The sequence below is a fragment of the Kribbella lupini genome, assembly GCF_039529595.1.
Classification (GTDB): Bacteria; Actinomycetota; Actinomycetes; order Propionibacteriales; family Kribbellaceae; genus Kribbella; species Kribbella lupini.
In genome coordinates this window covers 830,421-852,039 of record NZ_BAAANC010000002.1, presented here as the reverse complement: position 1 = coordinate 852,039, position 21,619 = coordinate 830,421, and the positions used below count along the sequence as shown (strand labels likewise).

The following is a 21,619-nucleotide window of genomic DNA, read 5'->3' as shown; positions in this document are numbered from 1 at the left end:
TCAGCCGCGCCCTGGTCTCGAGCCCTCGGTGGGTCGGTCAGGCGCCGACGAGGTCCTTCTCGGCCGGCTTCCCGGGCTCGTCCACGCGCAGGGACTCGCCCTCGATGTCGACCTTCGGGGTGATCCGGTCGAGCCACTTCGGGAACCACCAGGCGCGGTCGCCGAGCAGCGAGAGCACCGCGGGGACGATCGTCATCCGGACGACGAAGGCGTCGATCAGGACGCCGATCGTCAGGCCGAAGCCGATCGTCTTGATGATCGGGTCGTGCACCAGGATGAAGCCCGCGAACACCGCCGCCATGATCAGCGCGGCCGCGGTCACCACGCGGGCGCCGTGCCCGACGCCGGCGATGGTCGCCTCGGTGGCGTGCTTGCCGTGCACGAACTCCTCACGGACCCGGGACACGATGAACACCTCGTAGTCCATCGCCAGGCCGAACAGGATGCCCATCATGATGATCGGCAGGAAGCTGACCAGCGGGCCCGGGGAGTCCACCCCGAACAGCGCCGCGCCCCAGCCGAGCTGGAAGACGCCGACCGTGATGCCGAACGTCGCGCCGATCGTCAGCAGGAAGCCCAGCGTCGCCTTCAGCGGGACCAGGATCGAGCGGAACGCCAGCAGGAGCAGCAGGAACGACAACCCGATCACGACCAGCAGGTACGTCGGAAGCGCGTCGGTCAGCTTCTGCGAGACGTCGACACCGATCGCCGTGTTGCCGGTGATCGAGATGTCGGCGCCGTTCTGCGACAGCGGCTTGAGGGTGTCCCGCAGGTCGCCGACCAGGTCGGCGGTCTGCTCGCTCGCCGGGCCGCTGGCCGGGATCACGCTGATCAGCCGGGTCGCGCCGTCCTTGCTCGCCGGGCCGGGCTGCGCCGCGACGATGTCCTTCAGGCCCTTCGTCGCGCCGAGCACCTGACCGACCAGCGCTTCGGACTGCTGGGCGTTCGGCGTCTTCACGACGACCACGAGCGGGCCGTTCGAGCCCGGGCCGAAAGCGGCCGCTGACAGGTCGTACGCGATCCGCTGGTTGGAGTTCTCCGGCGCGGTCGCGCCGTCCGGCATGGCCAGCCGCATGTCCTGCACCGGCAGCGCCAGCGCGCCGAGCCCGAGGATGCCCAGGGCAACGATCGGGACGCGGAAGCGGGTCACCAGCCGGGCCCAGCGGAAGCCGAAGCCGTCCTTGACCACGACCGGCTCGGCGGCGTGGGCGCCGTGGTTGCGCAGCTTGCGCGGCAGGACGCGGTTGCCGACGAAGCCGAGCATCGCCGGCAGCAGCGTCAAAGCCACCAGTACGGCGGTCAGCACGGTCGCGGCCGCGGCCAGACCCATCGCGGTCAGGAACGGAACCCCGACCAGGCTCAGCCCGGCCAGCGCGATCACGACGGTCGCCCCCGCGAACAGTACGGCGGAACCGGCGGTCGCCGTCGCCCGCGCGACCGACTCCTCCGGGTCCATGCCCTCGGCCAGCTGGGTACGGTGCCGCGAGCTGATGAACAACGCGTAGTCGATGCCGACGGCCAGGCCGAGCATCAGCGCCAGGATCGGAGCCGTCGACGAGACCTCGGTGAACGCGGTGACCAGGAACAGCCCGGCCATCCCGGCCAGGACGCCGATGAGGGCCGTCAGCAACGTCATGCCCGCGGCGACCAGCGAGCCGAAGGTGACCACCAGGATGACGGCGGCGATCGCGACACCGATGATCTCGGTGCTGCCGATCTCCGGCGGCCCGCCGACCACGGCGCCACCCGGGACGACCTGCAGGTCACCCGAGCTGAGCGCGCTCAGACCGTCGTACGCCGTGGTGCTCTCCTTGGAGAGCTGGTCGGCGGACTTGGTGAACGAGACCTGGATGAGCCCGGTGGACCCGTCCTGGCTGATCGCCTTCGCGGTGTACGGGTCGACCGCGCCGGCGACCTCGGGGACCTTGGCCACCTTCGCGACGGTGACGCCGACCGCGGCCTTGACCGCCGGGTCCATCAGCGTCTTGCCGGGCGGCGCCTTGACCACGACGCTGGCCGACGCTCCGCTCGCGGCCGGCATGTCCTTGGCCAGCGCGTCGAGCGCGCGCTGCGACTCGGTGCCCGGGATCGAGAACGTGTTTGCGGTCTGGCCGCCCAGGGTCAGCGCGCCGACCCCGAGCAGGACCAGGACGAACGTCCAGATCGCGGCGACGAGCCGCCGGCGCTGGTAGGAGAACCGGCCGAGCCGGTACAAGAGATTCGCCATCGGGGGTACGTCCGTTCGGGTCGTCCGGTCGGGCAGGGGATCGGTGCGGAATCCGGAGTCATCAGCTGCCGGACGAGGGGTGGGCCGGCTTGAGCAGCCGGCGGAGGGCGGTCTCGCAGAGGTCGCGCAGCTCGGCGTCGTTGCGCTCGCCCGGGTGCCGGCACTCGCCGAGCAGCCCGTTGACGGCGAACTTCGCGATGTCCAGCTCGAGCCGGTCGGCGCCCTGGCCGGCCATCAGCTCGGTGAGCTTGATCCCGTCGGCCACCAGTTCGTCGAACTCGGGCATCGTGTCGATCACCGTCAACACGTCCTGCAGGACGGCGATCAGCCCGCGCATCTCCACCGCGAGCTCGACGAAGCGCACGATCGCCAGCTCCTGCGACCGCTCCGGCGGAAGCTGCTCCGCCTGGCTGACGACCTCTTTCAGCGCCTGCTGGGACGGCGACAGCACGGCGGCGAGCACCGCGGCCTTGCCGTTGAAGTGGTAGAGCACGGTCGCCTTGGAGCACCCGGCCGCGGTCGCGATGTCCTGCAACGAGGTCGCGTTGTAGCCGTTGCTCGCGAACAGGGTCATCGCCTGCTGCACGATCTCGCGCCGGGTCCGCTCACGCGCGGGCGTGCTCTCTGCCATGTCAGCCAGCTTGCCTGACCGATCGGCCAGTTTTCAACCGATCGGTCAGCTTTGTGCTTCACCTCACTGGACGGGGACGGAAGGGTGGTGGATCTGAGTGGAGGTTCGGTGGGTGTGGTGAGGTTTGAGCGGGGGAGCTGACGGGGGTTCTGACGTGGACGAGGGTCGGTAGTTGCCGGGGGTTGGTGCGTGGCAGACTCCTGTGTTGTGACGGCTCAGATTTTGGATGGCAAGGCGACTGCGGCGGCGATCAAGGACGAGTTGAAGGTCCGGGTGGCCAAGCTGGCCGAGCAGGGCATCGTGCCGGGGCTCGGGACGATCCTGGTCGGCGACGACCCGGGCAGCCGGGCGTACGTCGCGGGCAAGCACCGCGACTGCGCGGCGGTCGGGATCTCCTCGATCGAGGTCGAGCTGCCGGCCGACACCACGCAGGACGAGATCGCCGCGAAGGTCCGCGAGCTGAACGAGAACCCGGCCTGCACCGGGTTCATCGTGCAACTGCCGCTGCCCAAGCACGTCGACACCAACGAGATCCTCGGCCTGATCGACCCGCTCAAGGACGCCGACGGCCTGCACCCGGTCAGCCTCGGCAAGCTGGTCCTCGGCCAGGACGGTCCGCTGCCCTGTACGCCGAAGGGCTGCGTCGAGATCCTCCGCCGGTACGACGTACCGATCGCCGGCGCGCACGTGGTCGTCGTCGGCCGCGGCGTCACCGCGGGCCGGCCGATGGGGCTGCTGTTCACCCGCAAGTCCGAGAACGCGACCGTCACCCAGTGCCACACCGGCACGAAGGACCTGGCCTCGGTGGTCCGCACCGGCGACATCGTGATCGCCGCCGCCGGGTCGGCCGGGCTGATCACCGCCGACATGGTGAAGCCGGGCGCGGTCCTGCTCGACGTCGGCACCAGCCGCAGCGCCGAGGGCAAGATCGTCGGCGACATCGACCCCGCGGCCCGCGAGGCCGCCGCCTGGATCGCCCCGATGCCCGGCGGCATCGGCCCGATGACCCGCGCGATGCTGCTCACCAACGTCGTCGAAGCCGCCGAAGCCGCCGCCGGATCTCCCGCATGACCGCCGGCATCCCGAGCGCGCCCGCCCGCATCCCCGGCGCAACCAACTGATGGCCGCCGCGGCCGAGCAGCGGCGGAGTGAGTGGCCGTTGGCGATCTGTGTGCTGGCGGGACTGGCCGGACTGGTCATCCTGACCTTTTACAACTGGCGCAACGGCATCCTGATCTTCTCCGGCAGCGTCCTGCTCGCCGGCCTGCTGCGCCTCGCGCTCAACGACGACCAGGCCGGTCTGCTGCACGTCCGCGGCCGGATGTTCGACACCGCGCTGCTGCTCGCGGCCGGCGCCGCCATCCTCGTGCTCGCCCTGATCATCCCGAACGGCTGACCGAACGGGCACCCTCCGAAAACCGCGGCATCTTTTCCCTCCGCTCACGCGTCGTACCCGTGTGGTCACCGACCGGTGACGGAGGGGAGTACGGGAGATGGAGCGCAGGAAGAGATGGTTGACAGCGGCAACCGGCGTACTGGCCGGAGCGCTGGCGATCGGATGGGTGGAAGGGCCCGGCGCGCAGGCGAGCCAACAGCCTGAGGCGTTGCGCACGGCTACCAGCCAGCCAACGAAGAAGCAGGTCGTCACGCTGGTCACCGGCGACCGGGTCGTGGTGAACGGCGAGCACGTCTCGATCGACCCCGGCCCCGGCCGGGACAAGGTGGTCTTCAAGCTGCGGCGGTCGCACGGCCGGCTGTCGGTGCTTCCGCTCGACGTCAGCTCGGCGGTGACGTCGGGCAAGCTCGACCGGCGGTTGTTCGACGTGTCCGGCCTGCTGGAGATGGGGTACGACGACCAGCGGTCGACGACGATCCCGCTGATCGTCGCGACCAGAGGCCGTTCCAGCACGTTGCCAGGAGCAACGAAAAGGAAGGACCTTCCGGCGATCGGCGCCACCGCCGTCACGGTCGACAAGTCGACGACCGGGCAGTTCCTCCGCCAGGTCACCGGACAGACCCGCGACGCGGCCGGCATCGACCACGTCTGGCTGGACGCCAAGCGCAAGGTGCTGCTGGACAAGTCGGTCCCGCAGATCGGCGCGCCGAAAGCCTGGAAGGCCGGGTTCACCGGCAAGGGCGTCAAGGTCGCGATCCTGGACACGGGCATCGACCCGAACCATCCGGATTTCAAGGGCCGGATCGGCGCCACGAAGAACTTCACCACGGACCCCGTGGGGGACCAGTTCGGCCACGGCACGCACGTCGCGTCGACGGTCGCCGGGTCCGGTGCGGCGTCGGGCGGCAAGTACAAGGGCGTTGCGCCGGACGCGACGTTGCTCGACGGCAAGGTCTGCGACGGCGGTGGTAGCTGCTCGGACTCGGCGATGCTCGCCGGGTTGCAGTGGGCCGCGGTCGAGCAGAAGGCCAAGGTCGTCAACTTCAGCATCGGCGGCCCGGACACCCCCGAGGTCGACCCGATCGAGGCCGCGATCAACAAGCTCACCGCACGGACCGGCACGCTCTTCGTCGTTGCCGCAGGCAATGAAGGTCCGGGCGACGGGACGGTTGCGTCACCGGGCAGCGCGGACGCGGCGCTGACCGTCGGCGCGGTCGACAAGTCCGACCAGCTCGCGGAGTTCTCCAGCCGCGGCCCGCGGGTCGGCGACGGTGCGATCAAGCCCGACGTCACCGGTCCGGGCGTGGACATCGTCGCCGCGCGAGCCAAGGACGCCGACATCGGCGACCCGGTCGGTACGCAGTACATGATGCTGTCCGGTACGTCGATGGCGACGCCGCACGTCGCGGGCACTGCCGCGCTGCTCGCGCAGCAGCACCCGACCTGGACGGCGAACGAGCTCAAGCCGATGGTGATGGGATCGGCGAAGGTCATCGCCGGCCAGACCGTCTACCAGCAAGGCGCCGGCCGGGTCGACGCAGGCCAGGCGATCGTCCAGTTGCTGACCGCAACGCCGGGCAGCGTCTCGTTCGGTACGGCGCTGTGGCCGCACGCCGACGACAAGCCGGTCGCCAAGCAGGTTGCCTTCCGCAACCTCGGCAAGGCGGCTGCCACCCTGCAGCTGAAGGTCTCCGCGACCGGTCCGGACGGCAAGCCGGCGCCGGCGACCGCGTTCAAGCTCGCGGCGCAGAGCGTCACCGTGCCCGTGGGCGGCACGGCGTCGGTCACCGTCACCTCGGACACGCGTCACCAGGGCGCCGACGGCCAGTACGCCGGCCGCCTGGTGGCCACGGCTCCGGGCACCAGCCTGGGCATCCCGTTGGCCGTCGAAAAGGAGATCGAGAGCTACGACGTCACCGTCAAGCATCTCGGTCCCGACGGCAAGGGCACAGACGTGAACTACACGACGCTGCTCGGCATCACCGACGACCGGTTCGTCGAGGTCCGCACCGACGCGCAGGGCACCGCGAAGCTGCGGCTGCCGAAGGGCGAGTACTTCGTCGACGGCAACCTGATGGACGCCAAGGAGCGCGTCTACCAACTGGTCTGGCCGAAGCTCGTCGTCGACCGGGCGACAACCGTCGCGGTCGACGCCCGCAAGGCCGGCCCGGTCCGGATGACGTTGCCGCGATCGGACGCGCGACTGGCTCGGGTCGAGATCGGCTACGAGCGCCTGATCAACGAGTGGGTGCAGTCCAACTCGACGTACGCGGCCGCGCTCGGCCAGGTCTTCGTCGGTTCGATGGGCGCGTCGGTCTCCGCCGACGAGATGACGTCGTTCGTCGCCTCCCGCTGGGGCGTGCCGGGCAAGAACGGCGACTTCCGCAACACGCCGTACACGTACGACCTCCTGCAGGGCCGGACCGGGAGCTACTTCACCGGCTACCAACGGACCGTGCGGGATCACGAACTGGCGAAGCTGTCGACGCTCTACACCGCGGACCACGCGGGCCAGCAGGTCTTCGACGAGCGGTTCGGATCGCTGCCGGGCATGCACATGAGCGCTTCCGGCTGGCCGTTCGCGTACAGCCTGCCGAGCCGCGTCACTCACCTGGTCGAGGCCAAGGGCGTCACTTGGGCCGCTCAGGTCAACACGTTCGTCGAAGACGGCGAGTACTACACCTATCCGCTGTCGTACTCGTTCACCGGCAAGACGTTCCGTCCTGGTGCTTCGTACGGCGAACGCTGGGGCGCCGCGGCCGCGACGATGGACGTCGCCGGCGGCGGCGTCTACCGCGAGGGCAACCTGATGGACCTGTTCCTGTTCCCGAACGGCGACGCGGACGGCCACGACGGGATGTCGGACGAGGTCGTAGCGAGCAGCACCAAGCTGTTCCGCGACGGCAAGCTGGTCGACCAGTCACCGGTTCCCGGCCAGCTCTTCCTGGAGGAGCTGCCGGCCGGCAAGGCGTCGTACCGGATGGAGATCGTGCAGAACCGGCCGATGCTGCAGCTCGCGAACCGGATGGAGGGCGTCTGGACGTTCAGCTCGCAGGACACCGGTGGGACCAAGGTCCTGCTGCCCTTGAAGGCGGTGCGGTTCACGCCGCGGGTCGACGAGCGGAACGCGGTCAAACGGCTGCCGATCAGCGTGCTGGATCTCGCGGTCACCAGTGCGGCCGGCGCGACGGCGTCGCCGGCCAAGTCGGTCGTCGTCCAGGTGTCGGGTGACGCCGGCAAGACCTGGCAGCGCGCGAGGGTGCTGCCGGCCGGCAACGGCAAGTACAAGGCTGTCTTCACGACGCCGGCCGGGGCGACGGTCTCGCTGAAGTCGGTGGTCGTCGACCGGGACGGCAGCACGGCGACGCAGACCGTGCTCAACGCGTACCGGTTGCGGTAGACGCGACGAAGGCCCCCGGGGAGCTCCCCGGGGGCCTTCCGCAACGTTCTGGGTCAGCCGATCAGGCCGAGCGCCTTGACCGCGTCGCGCTCCTCGCCGAGCTCGGCGGTGCTGGCGTCGATCCGGCCGCGGGAGAAGTCGTTGATCTCCAGGCCCTGGACGATCTCCCAGTTGCCGTCCTTGGTGGTCACCGGGAACGACGAGATCAGGCCCTCCGGTACGCCGTACGAACCGTCGGACACGACCGCCATCGACAGCCAGTCACCGTCGGCCGAACCGCGCAGCCAGTCGCGGGTGTGGTCGATCGTCGCGGCCGCGGCCGAGGCCGCCGAGGAGGCGCCGCGGGCCTCGATGATCGCCGCGCCGCGCTTCTGCACGGTCGGGATGAAGTCGTTCTCCAGCCAGTCCTGGTCGTTGACGACCTCGGCCGCGTTCTTGCCGGCCACCTCGGCGTGGAAGATGTCCGGGTACTGCGTGGCGCTGTGGTTGCCCCAGATCGTCAGCTTCTTCAGGTCCGTCACGTGGGTGCCGGTCTTGCGGGCCAGCTGCGCCAGCGCGCGGTTGTGGTCCAGGCGGGTCAGCGCGGAGAACCGCTCGGCCGGGATGTCCGGCGCGTTCGACTTGGCGATCAGCGCGTTGGTGTTGGCCGGGTTGCCGGTGACGGTGATCCGGATGTCGTCGGCGGCGTGGTCGTTCAGCGCCTTGCCCTGGCCGGTGAAGATCGCGCCGTTGGCCTCGAGCAGGTCACCGCGCTCCATGCCCTTGGTCCGCGGCCGGGCGCCGACCAGCAGGGCGACGTTCGCGCCGTCGAAGATGACGTTCGGGTCGTCGCCGATCTCGACGCCGGCCAGCGTCGGGAACGCGCTGTCGTCGAGCTCCATCACGACCCCCTCCAGCGCCTTCAGCGCCGGGGTGATCTCCAGCAGCCGCAGCTCGACCGGGGTGTCCGGGCCCAGCAGTGCACCGCTCGCGATCCGGAACAGCAGGCTGTAACCGATCTGACCGGCGGCGCCGGTGACGGCCACCTTCACGGGGGTAGTGCTCACGACACGCTCCTTGGGAACTCGACTGGCTGTACTTCGGACGCTAGCAACCCGCACGCCCGCTGGCGACGGTGGGGCCGGTGATTCCTGCCACCTCCGGCGACGGCAGTGAAAGGATGACGGGATGGAGCGCACAGTCGGGTCCGGGACGGCGACCGTCGAGGCCGTTGCGGACGGGACGTTCGTGGTGCGGGTGGACGGCTCGTTGCAGTCGCAGGTCGACCTGGCCGACCCCACGCACCTCGCCTTCGAGTACATGCGGCGGATCGGTGACGTCGTGGACGCGGTCGCCGCGCGCAAGCAGCCGATCTCCGTGCTGCACATCGGTGGCGCCGGACTGTCCCTGGCCCGGTACGTCGCGGTGACGCGCCCGCGGTCGCGGCAGATCGTGCTCGAGCCGGACGAGGACCTGACCGAGTTCGTCCGCGAGGCGCTGCCGCTGCCGAAGCGGTCGGGGATCAAGGTCCGCCCGGAGACGGGCCGGGCGGGCATCAGCGGCGTGTACGAGGACTCGGTCGACCTGCTGATCGTGGACGCATTCGTCCGTGAGGCCGTCCCGGAGAACCTCGTCACCCGCGAGTTCGCCGCCGAGTGCGCCCGCGTCCTGCGGCCGGGCGGCGTACTGGTGCAGAACCTGATCGACGGCTCGGCCGGCCTGGCCTTCGTACGCCGAGTGGCCGCGACGGCGCGGGAAGCCTTCGGTCAGGGCGTCGTCCTCGCCGAGCGGAAGGTGCTGCGCGGCAAGTCCTTCGGCAACGTCGTCCTGGTCGCGTCGCGGCAGCCCGTCCCGGACCTGACCGCCGCCGGGCGGCGCGCGCAACCGCCGTACGAGGTGATGCCGCTGACCGAGCTGGCCGGCAAGGCCGAACCGCTGACCGACGGCGAGACCTTCGTCTCGCCCGCGGCGCCCTCGGGCACCTTCGGCTAACTGAACATTTCGCCGTCAGCTTCGACGCGGCGCAGCCCCGGCGGCGACTACTGTGTCCCGGTGGCCGACGTCCGAGTTTCCGCGCTGACCTACTACCCCGTGAAGGGGCTGGCCGGCGTCTCCGCCGACCGTGCCGAGATCGGCGCCACCGGGCTGAAGCACGATCGTAGCTTCATGCTGGTCGGCCCCGACGGCGCCTTCTACAGCCAGCGCAGCCTGCCCGCGATGGCGCCGCTGCGGGTCGAGGTGCTCGACGGCGACGGGCTGCGGCTGTCCGACGGATCGACCGCCGTGGAGATCGAGGTCGCGTACGACGGGAAGCGGCGCGACGTCAGCCTGTTCGGCAAGTGGTTCGGCGCCGGCGTGGTGCAGGACCCGGCGGCCGACGCCTGGTTCACCGAACGCCTCGGCAAGCCCGCGGCGCTGGTCCGGGTGACGCCCGAGCACGAGCGTCCGGGCTGGGGAGTGCACGCCGGGCAGACCGGCTTCGGCGACGCACACGCGCTGCTGATCACGTCGCAGGCGTCGCTCGACGAGCTGAACGCGCGGATCGTCGAGTCCGGCGGCGAGCCGATCCCGATGAACCGCTTCCGCCCGAACCTCGTCGTCTCCGGCTGGACTTCGCCGCACACCGAAGACCGGGTGATGCGGGCGGTCGCCGGTTCCCTGGAGCTCGGGTACGCCGCCCGCGCGATCCGCTGCGCCGTGCCGACCGTGGACCAGGCGACCGGCGTCAAGTCGGGCCCGGAGCCGACGCGGACGTTGGCCAAGTACCGGCGCGAGCCGTCGTACGGCGGTGGGGTCAGCTTCGGGATGAAGGCCGCGGTGCTGACGCCCGGGGTGGTCGCGGTCGGCGACGCTTTCTCCGTGGCCGAATGGCTGGCCGGAGGTCCCGATCCCGCCCCTTCGACTCGGTAGTCTCGTCGCACCGATGACCTGGGAGGTCACTGTGCGACGGATCGTCTGTGTGCTCGGACTCGCGCTCGCCACCGTGACGGGCACGCTCGCTCCGCCGGCGGTTGCTTCGGGCAACGTTGCTGATGGCAACGGAGGGGTCGTTGCCTCGGGCGACCATGCTGCCGGGCGCGACCTGAGCGCCGGGCGAACGCCCGGGCAGGCGGCGTACGACGTACGGCTTGCTGCTGACGCGAGCGGCGTGACCTGGACCGGTCGGGAGAAGATCTCGTTCACGAACACCGGTGACCTGCCGCTGCGCGAGGTGTACCTGCGGCTGTGGGGCAACGCGTGGGACGGCTGCAAGTCGCCGGTCAAGGTCAGCCGCTTCCACGGCGGGACTGCGGCGACGCCGACGGTGAACTGCACGGCGGTCAAGGTCGACCTGAAGAAGCCGCTGCGGCCCGGTCAACGCGGGTCTGTCGCCTTCGACGTCACGATGACCGCGCCGGCGCGGGCCGAGCAGTTCGGCCGCTCGGGCGCGTACAGCTTCTTCGGCAACGCCCTTCCGGTGCTGGCGGTCCGCGACCAGGCCGGCTGGCACCTCGAGCCCGACGTCGGCATCGGCGAGAGCTACTACACGCTTGCCGCCGACTTCACCGTCCGGCTCGACCATCCCGCCGGGCTCGTCGTGCCCGCGACCGGCACGGTGACGACGTCACGCCGTACGACGACCATCTCGAAAGCCCAGCAGGTCAGGGACTTCGCCTGGGCTGTCGGCCCCTTCCAGCAGGCCGTGACCAAGTCGCCCGGCGGCATCACCATCCGCACGTCGTGGACGGGCGTGGTGACGCCCTTCGCCGTCAAGGACGCCCAGACCCGGGCCGCCGCCGCGCTCGACGACTTCGGCCGCCGCTTCGGCAAGTACCCGTACGGCGAGGTCGACCTGGTGCTGAACGACAACTGGGAGTCCTTCTACGGCATGGAGTACCCCGGCCTCGTCCTGCTGATCGCCCCACCGAACGAGGAGGGGCCGGTCGTCCACGAGCTCGCCCACCAGTGGTTCTACGGCATCGTCGGCAACAACGAGTACGCCGATCCGTGGCTGGACGAGTCGTTCGCCGTCTACGCGTCGTACATCCACATCGGCGACAACCAGCCCGACTGCTGGCCCGGCCGCCTGGACCACCTGATCACCAACACCATGGGCTACTGGGCCAAGACCCCCGGCTGGTCGGCGTACGTCTACTCGTACGGCGGCTGCATGCTCCACGACCTCGAACGCGTCCTGGGCCCGCCGGCGATGGCCAAGATGCTCAAGTCCTACACGGCGGCCCACTGGTACGGAGTCGCCACCCCGCAGGCCTTCAAGGCCGCCGCCCAGGCCGCCACGTCGAAGGACCTGACCCAGTTCTGGAAGGACCACGCAATCGGCTAGTCCCAGCTGAGCCGGCCACCTTCGAGCTGCGGCCGGTACTCGGTGGAATCGCCCGATGGGTACGTCCACTGGACCGGCCGCCCCAGCACGAACGCGTCCGCGACCTGCGACAACATCACCGCCGTACTCGGCCAGATCGACCCGGTGCTGCCGTCGGTCGCGTCGAGCGCGCCGACGCAACCGTGCAGCTCGCCGTCGCGAAGGTCCACGAAGAGGTCGACGTCGGTACCCGACGCGGCCAGCGGCAGGAACGTGTCGAGCCACACGAAGGAGTACGAGCCGGCCGGTCCGTCGGCGTCCTCGTGCGGCATGTCGCTGTAGATGCTGCGCATCATCCGGTGGCGGGTGAGCATGGCCTCGCAGGTCAGCGGGGTGAAGAAGAACGGCAGCAGGTTGCCGAAATCCGTCACCACCCGCATGCCGTTGCTGAGGTTCAGCCAAGCCAGCACATCGGGCGGCAGCGGACGACCTACGGCCTTGCTGATCGCCTCCACGGCGGCCGGTGAAGCAGGCGGCTGGAGTGCTTCGTAGGCGGCGGGCAGGTGCTGCTCGAGCCAGCCGGTGATGAGATTCCAGGACTCTTCGACGGTACGTTCCACCGCTGCATTCTGGGGGCTCGGAGGGTCTGGCCGCCTGCTGTGTGACAAGTGCGCCCTTCGCGGGTTATCTTGACGTCAAGAGAGATGTCTTGATGTCAAGATAGTGGAGGATCGCGTGCGGCGGATCACAGTGGAACGGCCGGTGGTGGAACTCGACGGGGACGAGATGACGCGGATCATCTGGCGGTTCGTGAAGGAGCGGCTGATTCATCCGTACCTGGACGTCGAGCTGGAGTACTACGACCTCGGGATCGAGCACCGGGACGCGACCGGCGACCAGGTGACGGTGGACGCGGCGGAGGCGATCAAGCGGCACGGCGCCGGGGTGAAGTGCGCGACGATCACGCCGGACGAGGCTCGGGTGGAGGAGTTCGGGCTGCAGCGGATGTGGGCCTCGCCGAACGGGACGATTCGCAACATCCTCGGGGGAGTGGTGTTCCGCGAGCCGATCATCATCCGGAACGTGCCGCGGCTGGTGCCCGGGTGGACCAAGCCGATCGTGATCGGGCGGCACGCGCACGGGGACCAGTACAAGGCGACCAACTTCACCGTGCCGGGCGCCGGCGAGCTGACGATCACGTTCACGCCGGAGGACGGGTCGGAGCCGATCCAGCACGTCGTCGCGAACTACGGGCCGGACGGCGGGGTCGCGCTCGGGATGTACAACTTCACCAAGTCGATCGAGGACTTCGCGCGCGCGTCGTTCGCGTACGGGCTGAAGCGGGACTACCCGGTCTACCTGTCGACCAAGAACACGGTGCTCAAGGCGTACGACGGGCTGTTCAAGGACGTCTTCCAGTCGGTCTACGAGGCCGAGTTCGAGGCCGAGTTCGTACGGCGTGGGCTGCGGTACGAGCACCGGCTGATCGACGACATGGTCGCGTCGGCGCTGAAGTGGGACGGCGGGTACGTGTGGGCCTGCAAGAACTACGACGGGGACGTGCAGTCGGACACGGTCGCGCAGGGGTTCGGGTCGCTCGGGCTGATGACGTCGGTGCTGATGACGCCCGACGGGCAGACCGTCGAGGCCGAGGCGGCGCACGGCACGGTCACCCGGCACTACCGCCGCCACCAGCGCGGCGAGCCGACGTCGACCAACCCGATCGCCTCGATCTTCGCCTGGACCGGGGGCCTCAAGCACCGCGGCAAGCTCGACGGCACGCCGGAGGTCATCGCCTTCGCCGACACGCTCGAACAGGTCTGCGTCGACACCGTCGAGCAGGGCCAGATGACCAAGGACCTCGCCCGCCTGATCGGCCCCGACCAGGAGTGGCTCACCACCGAGCAGTTCCTCGCCGCCCTGGACGAGAACCTGCAGAAACAGATCAGCCGGCAGTAGCCCGCGTGACCTGGATGCTGCGGTTGGGGATGTGGGGTGGGGAGGGAAGCGCGCCGCCCGGGGCCTTTGCTGCGCTCCGGCTGACTAGAGCAGGGCGATCAACGTGTACAGCGCGGGGGCGCTGAACATGACGAGGAGGAGCCAGGCGACCATGCGGTGGCCTGGTTTGGCTCGGTCGAGGGACGAGGCGAAGGCCAGGACGGCGCCTTCCTCGGTGTGGCGGCTGAGGCCCATGCGTTTGGCTTCGCCGGGGCGGTTGTCCGGGCGTTCGTCGGCCAGCGCGTCGGGTGGGATCCCGAACAGCGCAGGCCGGGCCGGATCGAGATCGTCGCGCTCCCCGGACATCCGGCCTCCCACGGATCGGTGGAGGCTCAAGCTAACCCCGCGAACGTTGTCGGCTCAAGCACCTTCGCCCATGATCTCACCTAGTCGAAGTCGACGACCCAAGCGACTCGAGTCTTCTCGGTGCAGACGCCGAGCAAGCCGCACAGGGCGCCCACCTTGCGGGTCGAGTCGCCGCGGCCGACGCCGAGCTCGGTGAGCCCGCAGTTGAAGATCGTCCCCGCGCGCTCGGACTTCAGTTTGTCGAACGCCGACTTGGCGCTCATGCCGTCGCCGCCGGTCGCGGCGAAGCTGTTGCCGCCGTCGGAGACGTCGCCGTTCTCCGCCCGGGTCTCCGCGTCGCTGCCGGCGCCGTTCGACAGGTCGCTGTTGCGCTGCAGCGGCGCGCAGCCGCGGTCCTGGCGGGCGTTGTCGACCAGGCTGAAGAGCTCGACCTCGGCGCCGCTCATGTTGCCGTCGTCGTCGTTGGGCGGCGGCGTCGTGGTCGTCGGATCGTCCGTGGGTGTGCGGGTCGGGGTCTTCGTCGGCCGCGGGTTCTGAGTCTCGCTGCTCGGGGGCGGGGCCGTCGTCGTACCGGATGTCGGCGTGCCGGTCGGCCGCGTGGTGGGACCGTGCGTCGGCGTGACCGTGGGATCACCAGGCCCCGGCGTACCAGGCGTCTCCCCAGGCGTCGTGGTCACACCAGGCGTCGTCGGCGTCCGGCCAGGCGTCGGCGGCGTCGACGGTACGGCGGTCGGTGGCGCGTCCGTGGTGTCGACGACCGGATCGGTCGACGCGGTGATGTACGTGTCGTCGTCGCGGCTGATGTACGGGACGGACGCGTCGGCCTGGTCGCTCTGCGGTTCGTGCAGGAGGATCCAGGAGATCGGGGTGATCACCAGGATCACGGATGCGATGGCGATCAGCGGACGGCGGACCCGCGACGGTTGCGGGGCGGCCCTCCTGCTGCGCCGGCGCCGAGCGGTGGCTCCGGGCTCTGACATGTACCTGCGTGTTCCCTTCACGGTCGCCCCACGACGTGCCTCGTTCGTCTCACCGGGCGCCGGTGAGGGGCGGTCGGTGAGGTGCAAGGACGGATCTACCCGCTGCGTTCACCGGCCAAGCGGCCGGCGGCTGTTGCTGTTCGACAAACTGCACCGGCTCCACAGTGGGGCGGCGACAAAACATTGTCCTGACAAATTAGCGACCGCGTGTCGCGCTCGACAAGCGGAGAGGATCAGCTGCTGACCCGACCGAAGTCCTGGACCCAGCTGCCCGGGCCCCACTCCTGCTTGACCTGGCCGTCGTCGTACCCGATGCCGATCCGGTTGAACTTGCAGTTGAGGATGTTGGCCCGGTGCCCGTCGCTGTTCATCCAGGCGGCGAACACGCGCTGCGCGCTGCTGTAGCCGGCGGCGATGTTCTCGCCCCAGCCGCTGCCGCGGAACCCGGCCGCCGCGATCCGGTCGCCCGGGCCCTGGCCGTCGGGGTTGGTGTGGTCCATGTAGTGCCGGCGGACCATGTCCGACGCGTGCCGGCCGGCGGCCTCCACCAGGCTGTCGTCCAGCTGGAGCGGGCGGCAGCCCTGGTTGCGCCGGGCCTGGTTGGTCAGGTCGAGGACCTCGCGCTCGATCGAGCTGGTCCCGCCGCCACCCGACGGGGGCGGCGGCGGGTCGTCCGGCGTCGTCTCGGTCGTCGTCGGTGGGCGCGGGGTCTTGGTGGTCGTTTTCGTGGTCGACGGCTTCGGCTTCACGGTGTCGCCGGCGATCGTCGGCCGGCCGCTCGGGCGGACCGTCACCGTGACGACGCCGCCGGGCGTGGAGGTGACCACGGTGCTCGGCGAGTTGGTGGCCGTCGACGTGGTGGTCGACTCGGCCGATCCCAGCGCCGGCGTACCGGTCGGGGCGATCGTGGTGGTGACGCCGTTCGGCAGCGTCTTGGTGACGGTGACCAGCGGCTTGCCGGGCTTGGCCGGAGCGGAGTGGTCGACGGCCGCCGGCCCGGCGTTGTCCTCGGAGACGTTCAGGACCTTGGTCTGCCCGTCGGCGACGTCCGAGCCGTCGCGGTGCGTCATCAGGTAGACCACGGGACCGATGGCCAGCAACACCGACAGGGCACTCACGACCGGGCCGATCAGGCCTCGACTTCGCTTGCGCGCTGCTCTTCTGCTGCGGTGTCGCCCAGGGGTTGGCGAGTCCGTCATGGGTGGGCGAGATCCTCTTCGTTCGTTCGTACCGAGTCGTCCGTCGATCCCCCGCGCACAGCTCCAGGCCCCCCTGGTTACCGAACAGAGACCTTAACCGATCGGCAAGGTCACTGTTACAAGCGTTCGAACGGTCTTAACGCACCCCGAAGATTGGGCGTCTCACCCGATCCCCCGGCGAGACGCCCGCGCCACCCCAGGCTCTATCCGCCGAAGTCCTGGACCCAGCTGCCGTTGCCCCAGTCGGGCTTGACCTGGCCGCTGTCGTAGCCGATCCCGATCATCGTGTAGCTGCAGTTGAGCATGTTCTTGCGGTGGCCCTCGCTGTTCATCCAGCCCTTCACCACGGCGGCCGCGGAGCTGTAACCGACGGCGATGTTCTCGGCCATCGACCCGCCCTTGAACCCGGCCGCCTTCATCCGGTCGAACGGGTTGCGGCCGTCCTGGCTGTTGTGGTCGAAGTAGTGGTTGTCGACCATGTCGGCGGCGTGGTCCTCGGCCGCTCGGGCCAGCGCGCTGTTCGTGCGCAACGGTCCGCAGCCGGCCTTCTGCCGCTCGTTGTTCGTGAGTTGCAGGACCTGCGTCTCCATCGAGCCGCCGACCGGAGGCGGCTGGGTCGCGGTCGGCTTCGGCGTGGCGGTGTGGCTCGGCTTCGGCGACGACCTCGTCGGCTTGGGCGACGGCTTCGGCGTCCGCGTGGTGCCGCGGCTCGGCGCCGTGGTCGACCGGGTCGGCGTCGGCGTCGCGCTCGGCGTCTTCGACGGCGTCTTGCTCGGCGTCGGCGTCGGCGTCGGGGTCACGCTGGGAGTCGGGGTCAGGGTCGCGTCGTCCACGGGCGGGGTGTCGGAGGTGACGACGGTCAGCGGCTCGTCCTGGCTGGTCGGCGCGGCGTTCTTGCCGTCCCGGGTGAGGAACCACCCGCCGCCCGCGACCAGCCCGAGGACGACGAGAGCCGCGAGCACAGGTCCGGCGACGCCACGTCGTTTCGCGCGCCGAGGACCTTGGTGGCCAGGGAATTCGTCGTACTGAGTGTTGGACACCCGAGGCAACGTAGCGGAGATCGCCGGTGGCGACGAGCCCTTGTGACACAGGTCGTTCCCGCTCTTACAGACCTTTGACGTACTAGCGTTCAGCCCTAGTCCACAATCCAGGGAGCGATCGCGTGCACGTCGTCGTCGGTGCAGGACCAGTTGGTACGGCGGTCGCATGGTTGCTCGTCGACCGCGGTGAAGAGGTCAAACTCGTCACCCGCTCCGGCAGCGGACCCGATCACCCAGCACTCACCAAGGTGGCCGCGGACGCGTCTGACCCGGCGGCCTTGAGCGCGATCGTGGACGGCGCGAGCACCTTGCTGAGTTGTGGCGGTCCGCCTTACCGGCAATGGATCTCGCACTGGCCGGCACTCGGCGCCTCGCTGGTCGCGGCCGCCGAGAAGAGCGGCGCCGTACTGGTCACGACCGGAAACCTCTACCCGTACGGCGCTCCCGACGGCCCGATGCGCGAGCAGGACCCCGACCGGCCGAACTCGGCCAAGGGCAAGGTCCGCGCGCAGGTGTGGGCCGACGCGCTGGCAGCGCACCGCGCGGGGCGCATCCGTACGGCGGAAGTGCGTGGCTCGGACTACCTGGGCGCGGGCGCGGTGTCGTTCTTCACAGTCGGGGTGCTGCCGGGACTGTTGAAGGGCAAGCAGGTCGCCGTACCGGCTGACCTGGACGCGCCGCACAGCTGGACGGCGGTCGACGACGTCGCGCGGACGCTGCTCGCGGTCGCCGACGACGAGAACGCGTGGGGCCGGACGTGGTTGGTCCCGACGGCGCCGCCGGTGTCGATCCGCGACCTGGCGGCGGACACGGCGCGGTTGGCCGGTCTGCCCGCGGCGCGGGTGACCACGATGCCGGGCGCGGTGTTGTGGCTGGGTGGGTTGTTCAGCCCGCCGGTCAAGGAGATCCGAGAGCTGCAGTACCAGTTCCGCAGACCGTTCGTGATCGACTCGACGCAGGCCGAAGAAGCCTTCGGCATCCGGCCGGTGCCGACCGAGGACGCCCTCCGCGCGACCGTCGACGCGGCGCGCGGAGGGAGCTAGGGACGAGGCTGTGGATAAGTCCCACAGCTCGGCTCCCACAGCTTGTACCCTCAGTGCAGAAGGAAGGAGCGCGCAGGGCAGGCGCACTCAGCAGCGAGCGATGACGATGTCCGCGACGACCTTCCAGCCCAGGCTCCGGTAGAGCCGCAGGCCGTCGATCGACGCGATCAGGATGCCGCGCTTGGCGCCCTGAGCCGCGGCGGTCTCGACCAGCGACGCCATCACGGCGCTGCCGAGGCCGCGCCGCCGGTGCTGCGGGTCGGTCTCGATCCGGTCCGCGACGGCGTCCTCGCCGACCACCGCCATCCGGCCGCTCGACACCACGCCGCCGTGCACGGTGGCCCGGCAGACGATCAGGTCGGACTCCAGCTCGGTGTGCAGGGCGTACCGGTCGTTCAGCTGCAGGGCAGGTTGCTCGGACAGCTGGATGGTCATCAGCCAGTCCTGCTCGCGCTGCACCTCCAGCCCGAGCTCCTCGAACTGGTCGACCCGGGCCTCACGGTCGTCGGTGGCCAGCGTGATCCAGCCGGCGCCCCGGCCACCACCGGCCGCCATCGCCAGCTCGGCCGCCCGCTCGACCCGTTCCGGTTTGTCGTCCGCGTCGAGCACGACGTACTCCATGGCGCGGTTGTCCTCACCCGCGCGCACAATCAAGATCCCGTCGTTGTCGTCCTCGACCTTGGTCCAGCCCCTCGACACCGACCACCCCGCCTGCCAGCGGCGGACGAGCTCCTCACGATCTCTCACCCGTCGATTCAAGCAGTCCTGACGCCGGACGGCGAGGGGAACTGGTGTCGCCAGTCGAACAAATCCGCCTCACACTGTGGACGACTCGCTCAATCGGCGACGTTTTCCAGCAGTTTCCGGTAGTCCGGGTGCTCGGTCGCGAGCAGGTCGAAGCTGATCAGGTCCTCGTACGTGCCGTCGCGGCGCGGGCTCGCGGCGCGGGCCAGGCCGGTGCGGGTGAAACCGTTGACCTCGGCCACGTGGGCGGACGCGGTGTTCGGCGCGGCGGCGTACAGGACGAGCCGGCGCCGGCCGAGTCCGCCGTCGTCGAGCGGCGTGAACGCGTGCTTGATCGCCAGCCCGACCGCGGCCGACATCACGCCGCGGCCGCGGGCGTCCGGGTGGGCCCAGTAGCCGATCTCGGCGATCGTCGGGTCGATCCGGTTGCGCAGGTCGAAGGCGCTGATGTTGCCGAGCAGGTCGTCGGTCTCCGGGTCCGCGATCGCCCAGGAGACGCCGTCGCCGTCGGCGGCCAGGCCGAGCCGGCCCTCGATGAACGCGTGCGCGTCGTCCAGCCCGTACGGCGACGGCATGCCGGCCAGCCAGAGCTGCGTCCGCTCGTCGTTGCACGCGGCCATCACTCGTTCGGCGTCCTTCGCCTCGAGCGGGCGCAGGCGGACTCCGTTGCCCTCGACCACCGGGATGGTCCACCAGTGGCCCTGCGGCTCGAGCTCGTCGTCGCGGGTGATCGACGCGACCCACTCGTCCCGGCGTACGCCGCGCTGCAGGCCTTCCTCGGGCATCGTCACCAGCGACCGGAAGCCGGCCTTCCACGCCACGCGACGGGATCCCCAGTTGCCGACGTACGCGCGCCAGATGACCCGGTGCCAGCCGGCGCTGTCGAAGGCGTACCGCACCGCGAGCTTCACCGCGCGGGTCATCACGCCGTTGCCGCGGGCCCACGGTGACACCGCGAACCCGATCTCGCCCACGCCGCCCTGGCGGTCGCGCAGGTCGACGGTGCCCGCGTAGCGGCCGTCGTACTCGATTGCCCACGCGTACGAGCTCTCGTCGGCCCAGCGGGCCGGGACCTGCTCGGTCAGGAAGGCGACCGCGTGCTCCTGCAGGTACGGCACCGGGATGGTGGTCCAGCGCTGCATCTCCGGGTCCTGGCACGTCTCGTACGCCGGGCCGATGTCGGCCGTCGTGTGGGCGCGCAGGGTGACGGTGCCGTCGGTGAGCACGGGGACGTCGTCGGGGAATCGCATACCCGAAGGGTGAGGCTCACGACTGTCGCGAGGCAACGGCATTTCAGGGCGAGCCGCACGGAAAACAACACTTTCCCACTGCGCGGGGGCGTCGCAGACCGTAGTCTGTGCCTGTGAACGCTGCCGGAAACGCCGAACCGACCCGTGGCCGGGGCGGTCAGCTGGCTGCCCAGCGGCAGGCCACGATCGTTGCCGAAGTCAACAGCCGGGGCGCGGTCACGGTCGCCGAGCTGGTCGACCGGTTCGGTGTCTCGGACATGACGATCCGCCGCGACCTGGACGCGCTGGACTCGTCCGGCCTGCTGCACAAGGTGCACGGCGGCGCGACGTCGGTCGGGCTGCGCAGCGCGCACGAGCCCGGGTTCGACGCCAAGCTGACGCAGGAGTCGGGCGCCAAGCAGGCGATCGCGGCCGAGGCCGCGCGCCGGGTCCGGCCGGACAGTGCGATCGGCATCGGCGCCGGTACGACGACGTACGCGCTGGCGCGTCAGCTGCTGCGCGTGGAGAACCTGACCGTCGTGACGAACTCGGCGCGGATCGCCGACGTGTTCCACGGCAACAGCCGCTCGGACCGGACGGTCGTGCTGATCGGCGGGATCCGGACGCCGTCGGACGCGCTGGTCGGACCGATCGCGACGGCGGCGCTGCAGTCGCTGCACCTCGACATGCTGTTCCTCGGCGCGCACGGCGTGGACGCAGAGCACGGACTCAGTACGCCGAACCTGATGGAAGCCGAGACGAACCGGTCGTTCATCGCCGCCAGCCGCGAGGTCGTGCTGGTGGCCGACCACACCAAGTGGGGCACGGTCGGCCTGAGCACGTTCGCGACCTGGAACGACCTGGACGTCGTCGTCACCGACACCGGCCTCACGTCGGCAGCCCGCAAGTCCATGCGCGACACCGGCTGCGAACTGGTGCTCGCCGCCGGTTAGAGCGCTTGGGCTGAGGTCCGCTGCATGCGGCCGGAAACGTCGCACGGGCTGGGCCCGCTGCGGCCGGAAAAGCAGGATGAGCCATGGAGCGGTGCGGCCGAGCAAGCTCCGCTCACCTGCGCCGCGGCGTAGCGGCAGGCTCGGCGTACGCGCGCCGCGGTGAGCAAGCTGCGCTGACCTGCGCCGCGGCG

Annotated in this window: 19 protein-coding genes; 9 read left to right on the top strand and 10 right to left on the bottom strand. The window is 70.2% G+C overall.

Features of this window, described 5'->3' with window-relative positions; all coding sequences use genetic code 11:
• Positions 1-37: 37 nt before the first annotated feature.
• Both ABD235_RS17270 and ABD235_RS17265 read right to left on the bottom strand, forming a co-directional pair.
• The gene (locus ABD235_RS17270) at positions 38-2,227 is read right to left on the bottom strand and encodes an MMPL family transporter (protein WP_344175194.1); all 2,190 of its coding nucleotides are present in this window, start codon (positions 2,225-2,227) and stop codon (positions 38-40) included.
• 61 nt (positions 2,228-2,288) lie between these two features.
• Complete coding sequence (locus tag ABD235_RS17265; protein ID WP_344175193.1) at positions 2,289-2,858, bottom strand: TetR/AcrR family transcriptional regulator; 570 nt, start codon at positions 2,856-2,858, stop codon at positions 2,289-2,291.
• Positions 2,859-3,065: 207 nt separating this feature from the next.
• Here ABD235_RS17265 and ABD235_RS17260 point away from each other — a divergent pair, with 207 nt between their 5' ends.
• The 3 genes from ABD235_RS17260 (at position 3,066) to ABD235_RS17250 (ending at position 7,654) form a co-directional block, all read left to right on the top strand.
• Positions 3,066-3,929: a bifunctional methylenetetrahydrofolate dehydrogenase/methenyltetrahydrofolate cyclohydrolase gene (locus tag ABD235_RS17260; protein WP_344175192.1), complete on the top strand. Its 864-nt coding sequence runs from the start codon at positions 3,066-3,068 to the stop codon at positions 3,927-3,929.
• Between the two features lie 49 nt (positions 3,930-3,978).
• Positions 3,979-4,254, top strand: a complete 276-nt coding sequence (locus tag ABD235_RS17255; RefSeq protein WP_344175191.1) for a DUF3017 domain-containing protein — start codon at positions 3,979-3,981, stop codon at positions 4,252-4,254.
• A 118-nt stretch (positions 4,255-4,372) separates the two neighbouring features.
• Complete coding sequence (locus tag ABD235_RS17250) at positions 4,373-7,654, top strand: S8 family peptidase (protein ID WP_344175190.1); 3,282 nt, start codon at positions 4,373-4,375, stop codon at positions 7,652-7,654.
• Between the two features lie 53 nt (positions 7,655-7,707).
• Here the strand turns inward: ABD235_RS17250 and ABD235_RS17245 are convergent, their stop codons facing one another.
• The gene (locus ABD235_RS17245) at positions 7,708-8,700 is read right to left on the bottom strand and encodes a malate dehydrogenase (RefSeq protein WP_344175188.1); all 993 of its coding nucleotides are present in this window, start codon (positions 8,698-8,700) and stop codon (positions 7,708-7,710) included.
• A gap of 121 nt (positions 8,701-8,821) precedes the next feature.
• Here ABD235_RS17245 and ABD235_RS17240 point away from each other — a divergent pair, with 121 nt between their 5' ends.
• From ABD235_RS17240 to ABD235_RS17230, 3 genes are read left to right on the top strand one after another with little or no spacing between them, the layout of a single operon-like run.
• The gene (locus tag ABD235_RS17240; protein ID WP_344175186.1) at positions 8,822-9,625 is read left to right on the top strand and encodes a spermidine synthase; all 804 of its coding nucleotides are present in this window, start codon (positions 8,822-8,824) and stop codon (positions 9,623-9,625) included.
• A 60-nt stretch (positions 9,626-9,685) separates the two neighbouring features.
• Entirely contained in the window at positions 9,686-10,543 is an 858-nt protein-coding gene (locus ABD235_RS17235) for an MOSC domain-containing protein (RefSeq protein WP_344175184.1), read from the top strand.
• A 13-nt stretch (positions 10,544-10,556) separates the two neighbouring features.
• Positions 10,557-11,957: a M1 family metallopeptidase gene (locus ABD235_RS17230; protein WP_344175182.1), complete on the top strand. Its 1,401-nt coding sequence runs from the start codon at positions 10,557-10,559 to the stop codon at positions 11,955-11,957.
• Here the strand turns inward: ABD235_RS17230 and ABD235_RS17225 are convergent.
• Positions 11,954-12,556, bottom strand: coding sequence for an SMI1/KNR4 family protein (locus ABD235_RS17225; RefSeq protein ID WP_344175180.1), 603 nt, complete (start codon positions 12,554-12,556; stop codon positions 11,954-11,956). The genes ABD235_RS17230 and ABD235_RS17225 overlap by 4 nt on opposite strands.
• A gap of 115 nt (positions 12,557-12,671) precedes the next feature.
• Here ABD235_RS17225 and ABD235_RS17220 point away from each other — a divergent pair, with 115 nt between their 5' ends.
• A complete protein-coding gene (locus tag ABD235_RS17220; RefSeq protein WP_344175179.1) occupies positions 12,672-13,895 on the top strand; it encodes an NADP-dependent isocitrate dehydrogenase in 1,224 nt (407 codons plus the stop codon).
• Positions 13,896-13,979: 84 nt separating this feature from the next.
• Here the strand turns inward: ABD235_RS17220 and ABD235_RS17215 are convergent, their stop codons facing one another.
• From ABD235_RS17215 to ABD235_RS17200, 4 genes are all read right to left on the bottom strand, one after another.
• Positions 13,980-14,240: a hypothetical protein gene (locus tag ABD235_RS17215; protein WP_344175178.1), complete on the bottom strand. Its 261-nt coding sequence runs from the start codon at positions 14,238-14,240 to the stop codon at positions 13,980-13,982.
• Positions 14,241-14,320: 80 nt separating this feature from the next.
• A complete protein-coding gene (locus ABD235_RS17210; protein ID WP_344175177.1) occupies positions 14,321-15,220 on the bottom strand; it encodes a CAP domain-containing protein in 900 nt (299 codons plus the stop codon).
• Positions 15,221-15,453: 233 nt separating this feature from the next.
• Complete coding sequence (locus ABD235_RS17205) at positions 15,454-16,338, bottom strand: CAP domain-containing protein (RefSeq protein WP_344175175.1); 885 nt, start codon at positions 16,336-16,338, stop codon at positions 15,454-15,456.
• Positions 16,339-16,622: 284 nt separating this feature from the next.
• On the bottom strand, positions 16,623-17,459 hold the full coding sequence (locus tag ABD235_RS17200) for a CAP domain-containing protein (RefSeq protein ID WP_344175174.1): 837 nt from the start codon (positions 17,457-17,459) through the stop codon (positions 16,623-16,625).
• A gap of 122 nt (positions 17,460-17,581) precedes the next feature.
• Here ABD235_RS17200 and ABD235_RS17195 point away from each other — a divergent pair, with 122 nt between their 5' ends.
• Positions 17,582-18,502: an NAD-dependent epimerase/dehydratase family protein gene (locus ABD235_RS17195; protein WP_344175173.1), complete on the top strand. Its 921-nt coding sequence runs from the start codon at positions 17,582-17,584 to the stop codon at positions 18,500-18,502.
• Between the two features lie 87 nt (positions 18,503-18,589).
• Here ABD235_RS17195 and ABD235_RS17190 read toward each other — a convergent pair whose 3' ends face one another.
• Together ABD235_RS17190 and ABD235_RS17185 are read right to left on the bottom strand one after the other, a co-directional pair.
• Entirely contained in the window at positions 18,590-19,249 is a 660-nt protein-coding gene (locus tag ABD235_RS17190; RefSeq protein ID WP_344175171.1) for a GNAT family N-acetyltransferase, read from the bottom strand.
• An 89-nt stretch (positions 19,250-19,338) separates the two neighbouring features.
• Positions 19,339-20,496, bottom strand: a complete 1,158-nt coding sequence (locus ABD235_RS17185) for a GNAT family N-acetyltransferase (protein WP_344175170.1) — start codon at positions 20,494-20,496, stop codon at positions 19,339-19,341.
• A 113-nt stretch (positions 20,497-20,609) separates the two neighbouring features.
• On the opposite strand from ABD235_RS17185, the gene ABD235_RS17180 reads away from it, so the two are divergent.
• The gene (locus ABD235_RS17180) at positions 20,610-21,428 is read left to right on the top strand and encodes a DeoR/GlpR family DNA-binding transcription regulator (protein WP_344175168.1); all 819 of its coding nucleotides are present in this window, start codon (positions 20,610-20,612) and stop codon (positions 21,426-21,428) included.
• Positions 21,429-21,619 lie beyond the last annotated feature (191 nt).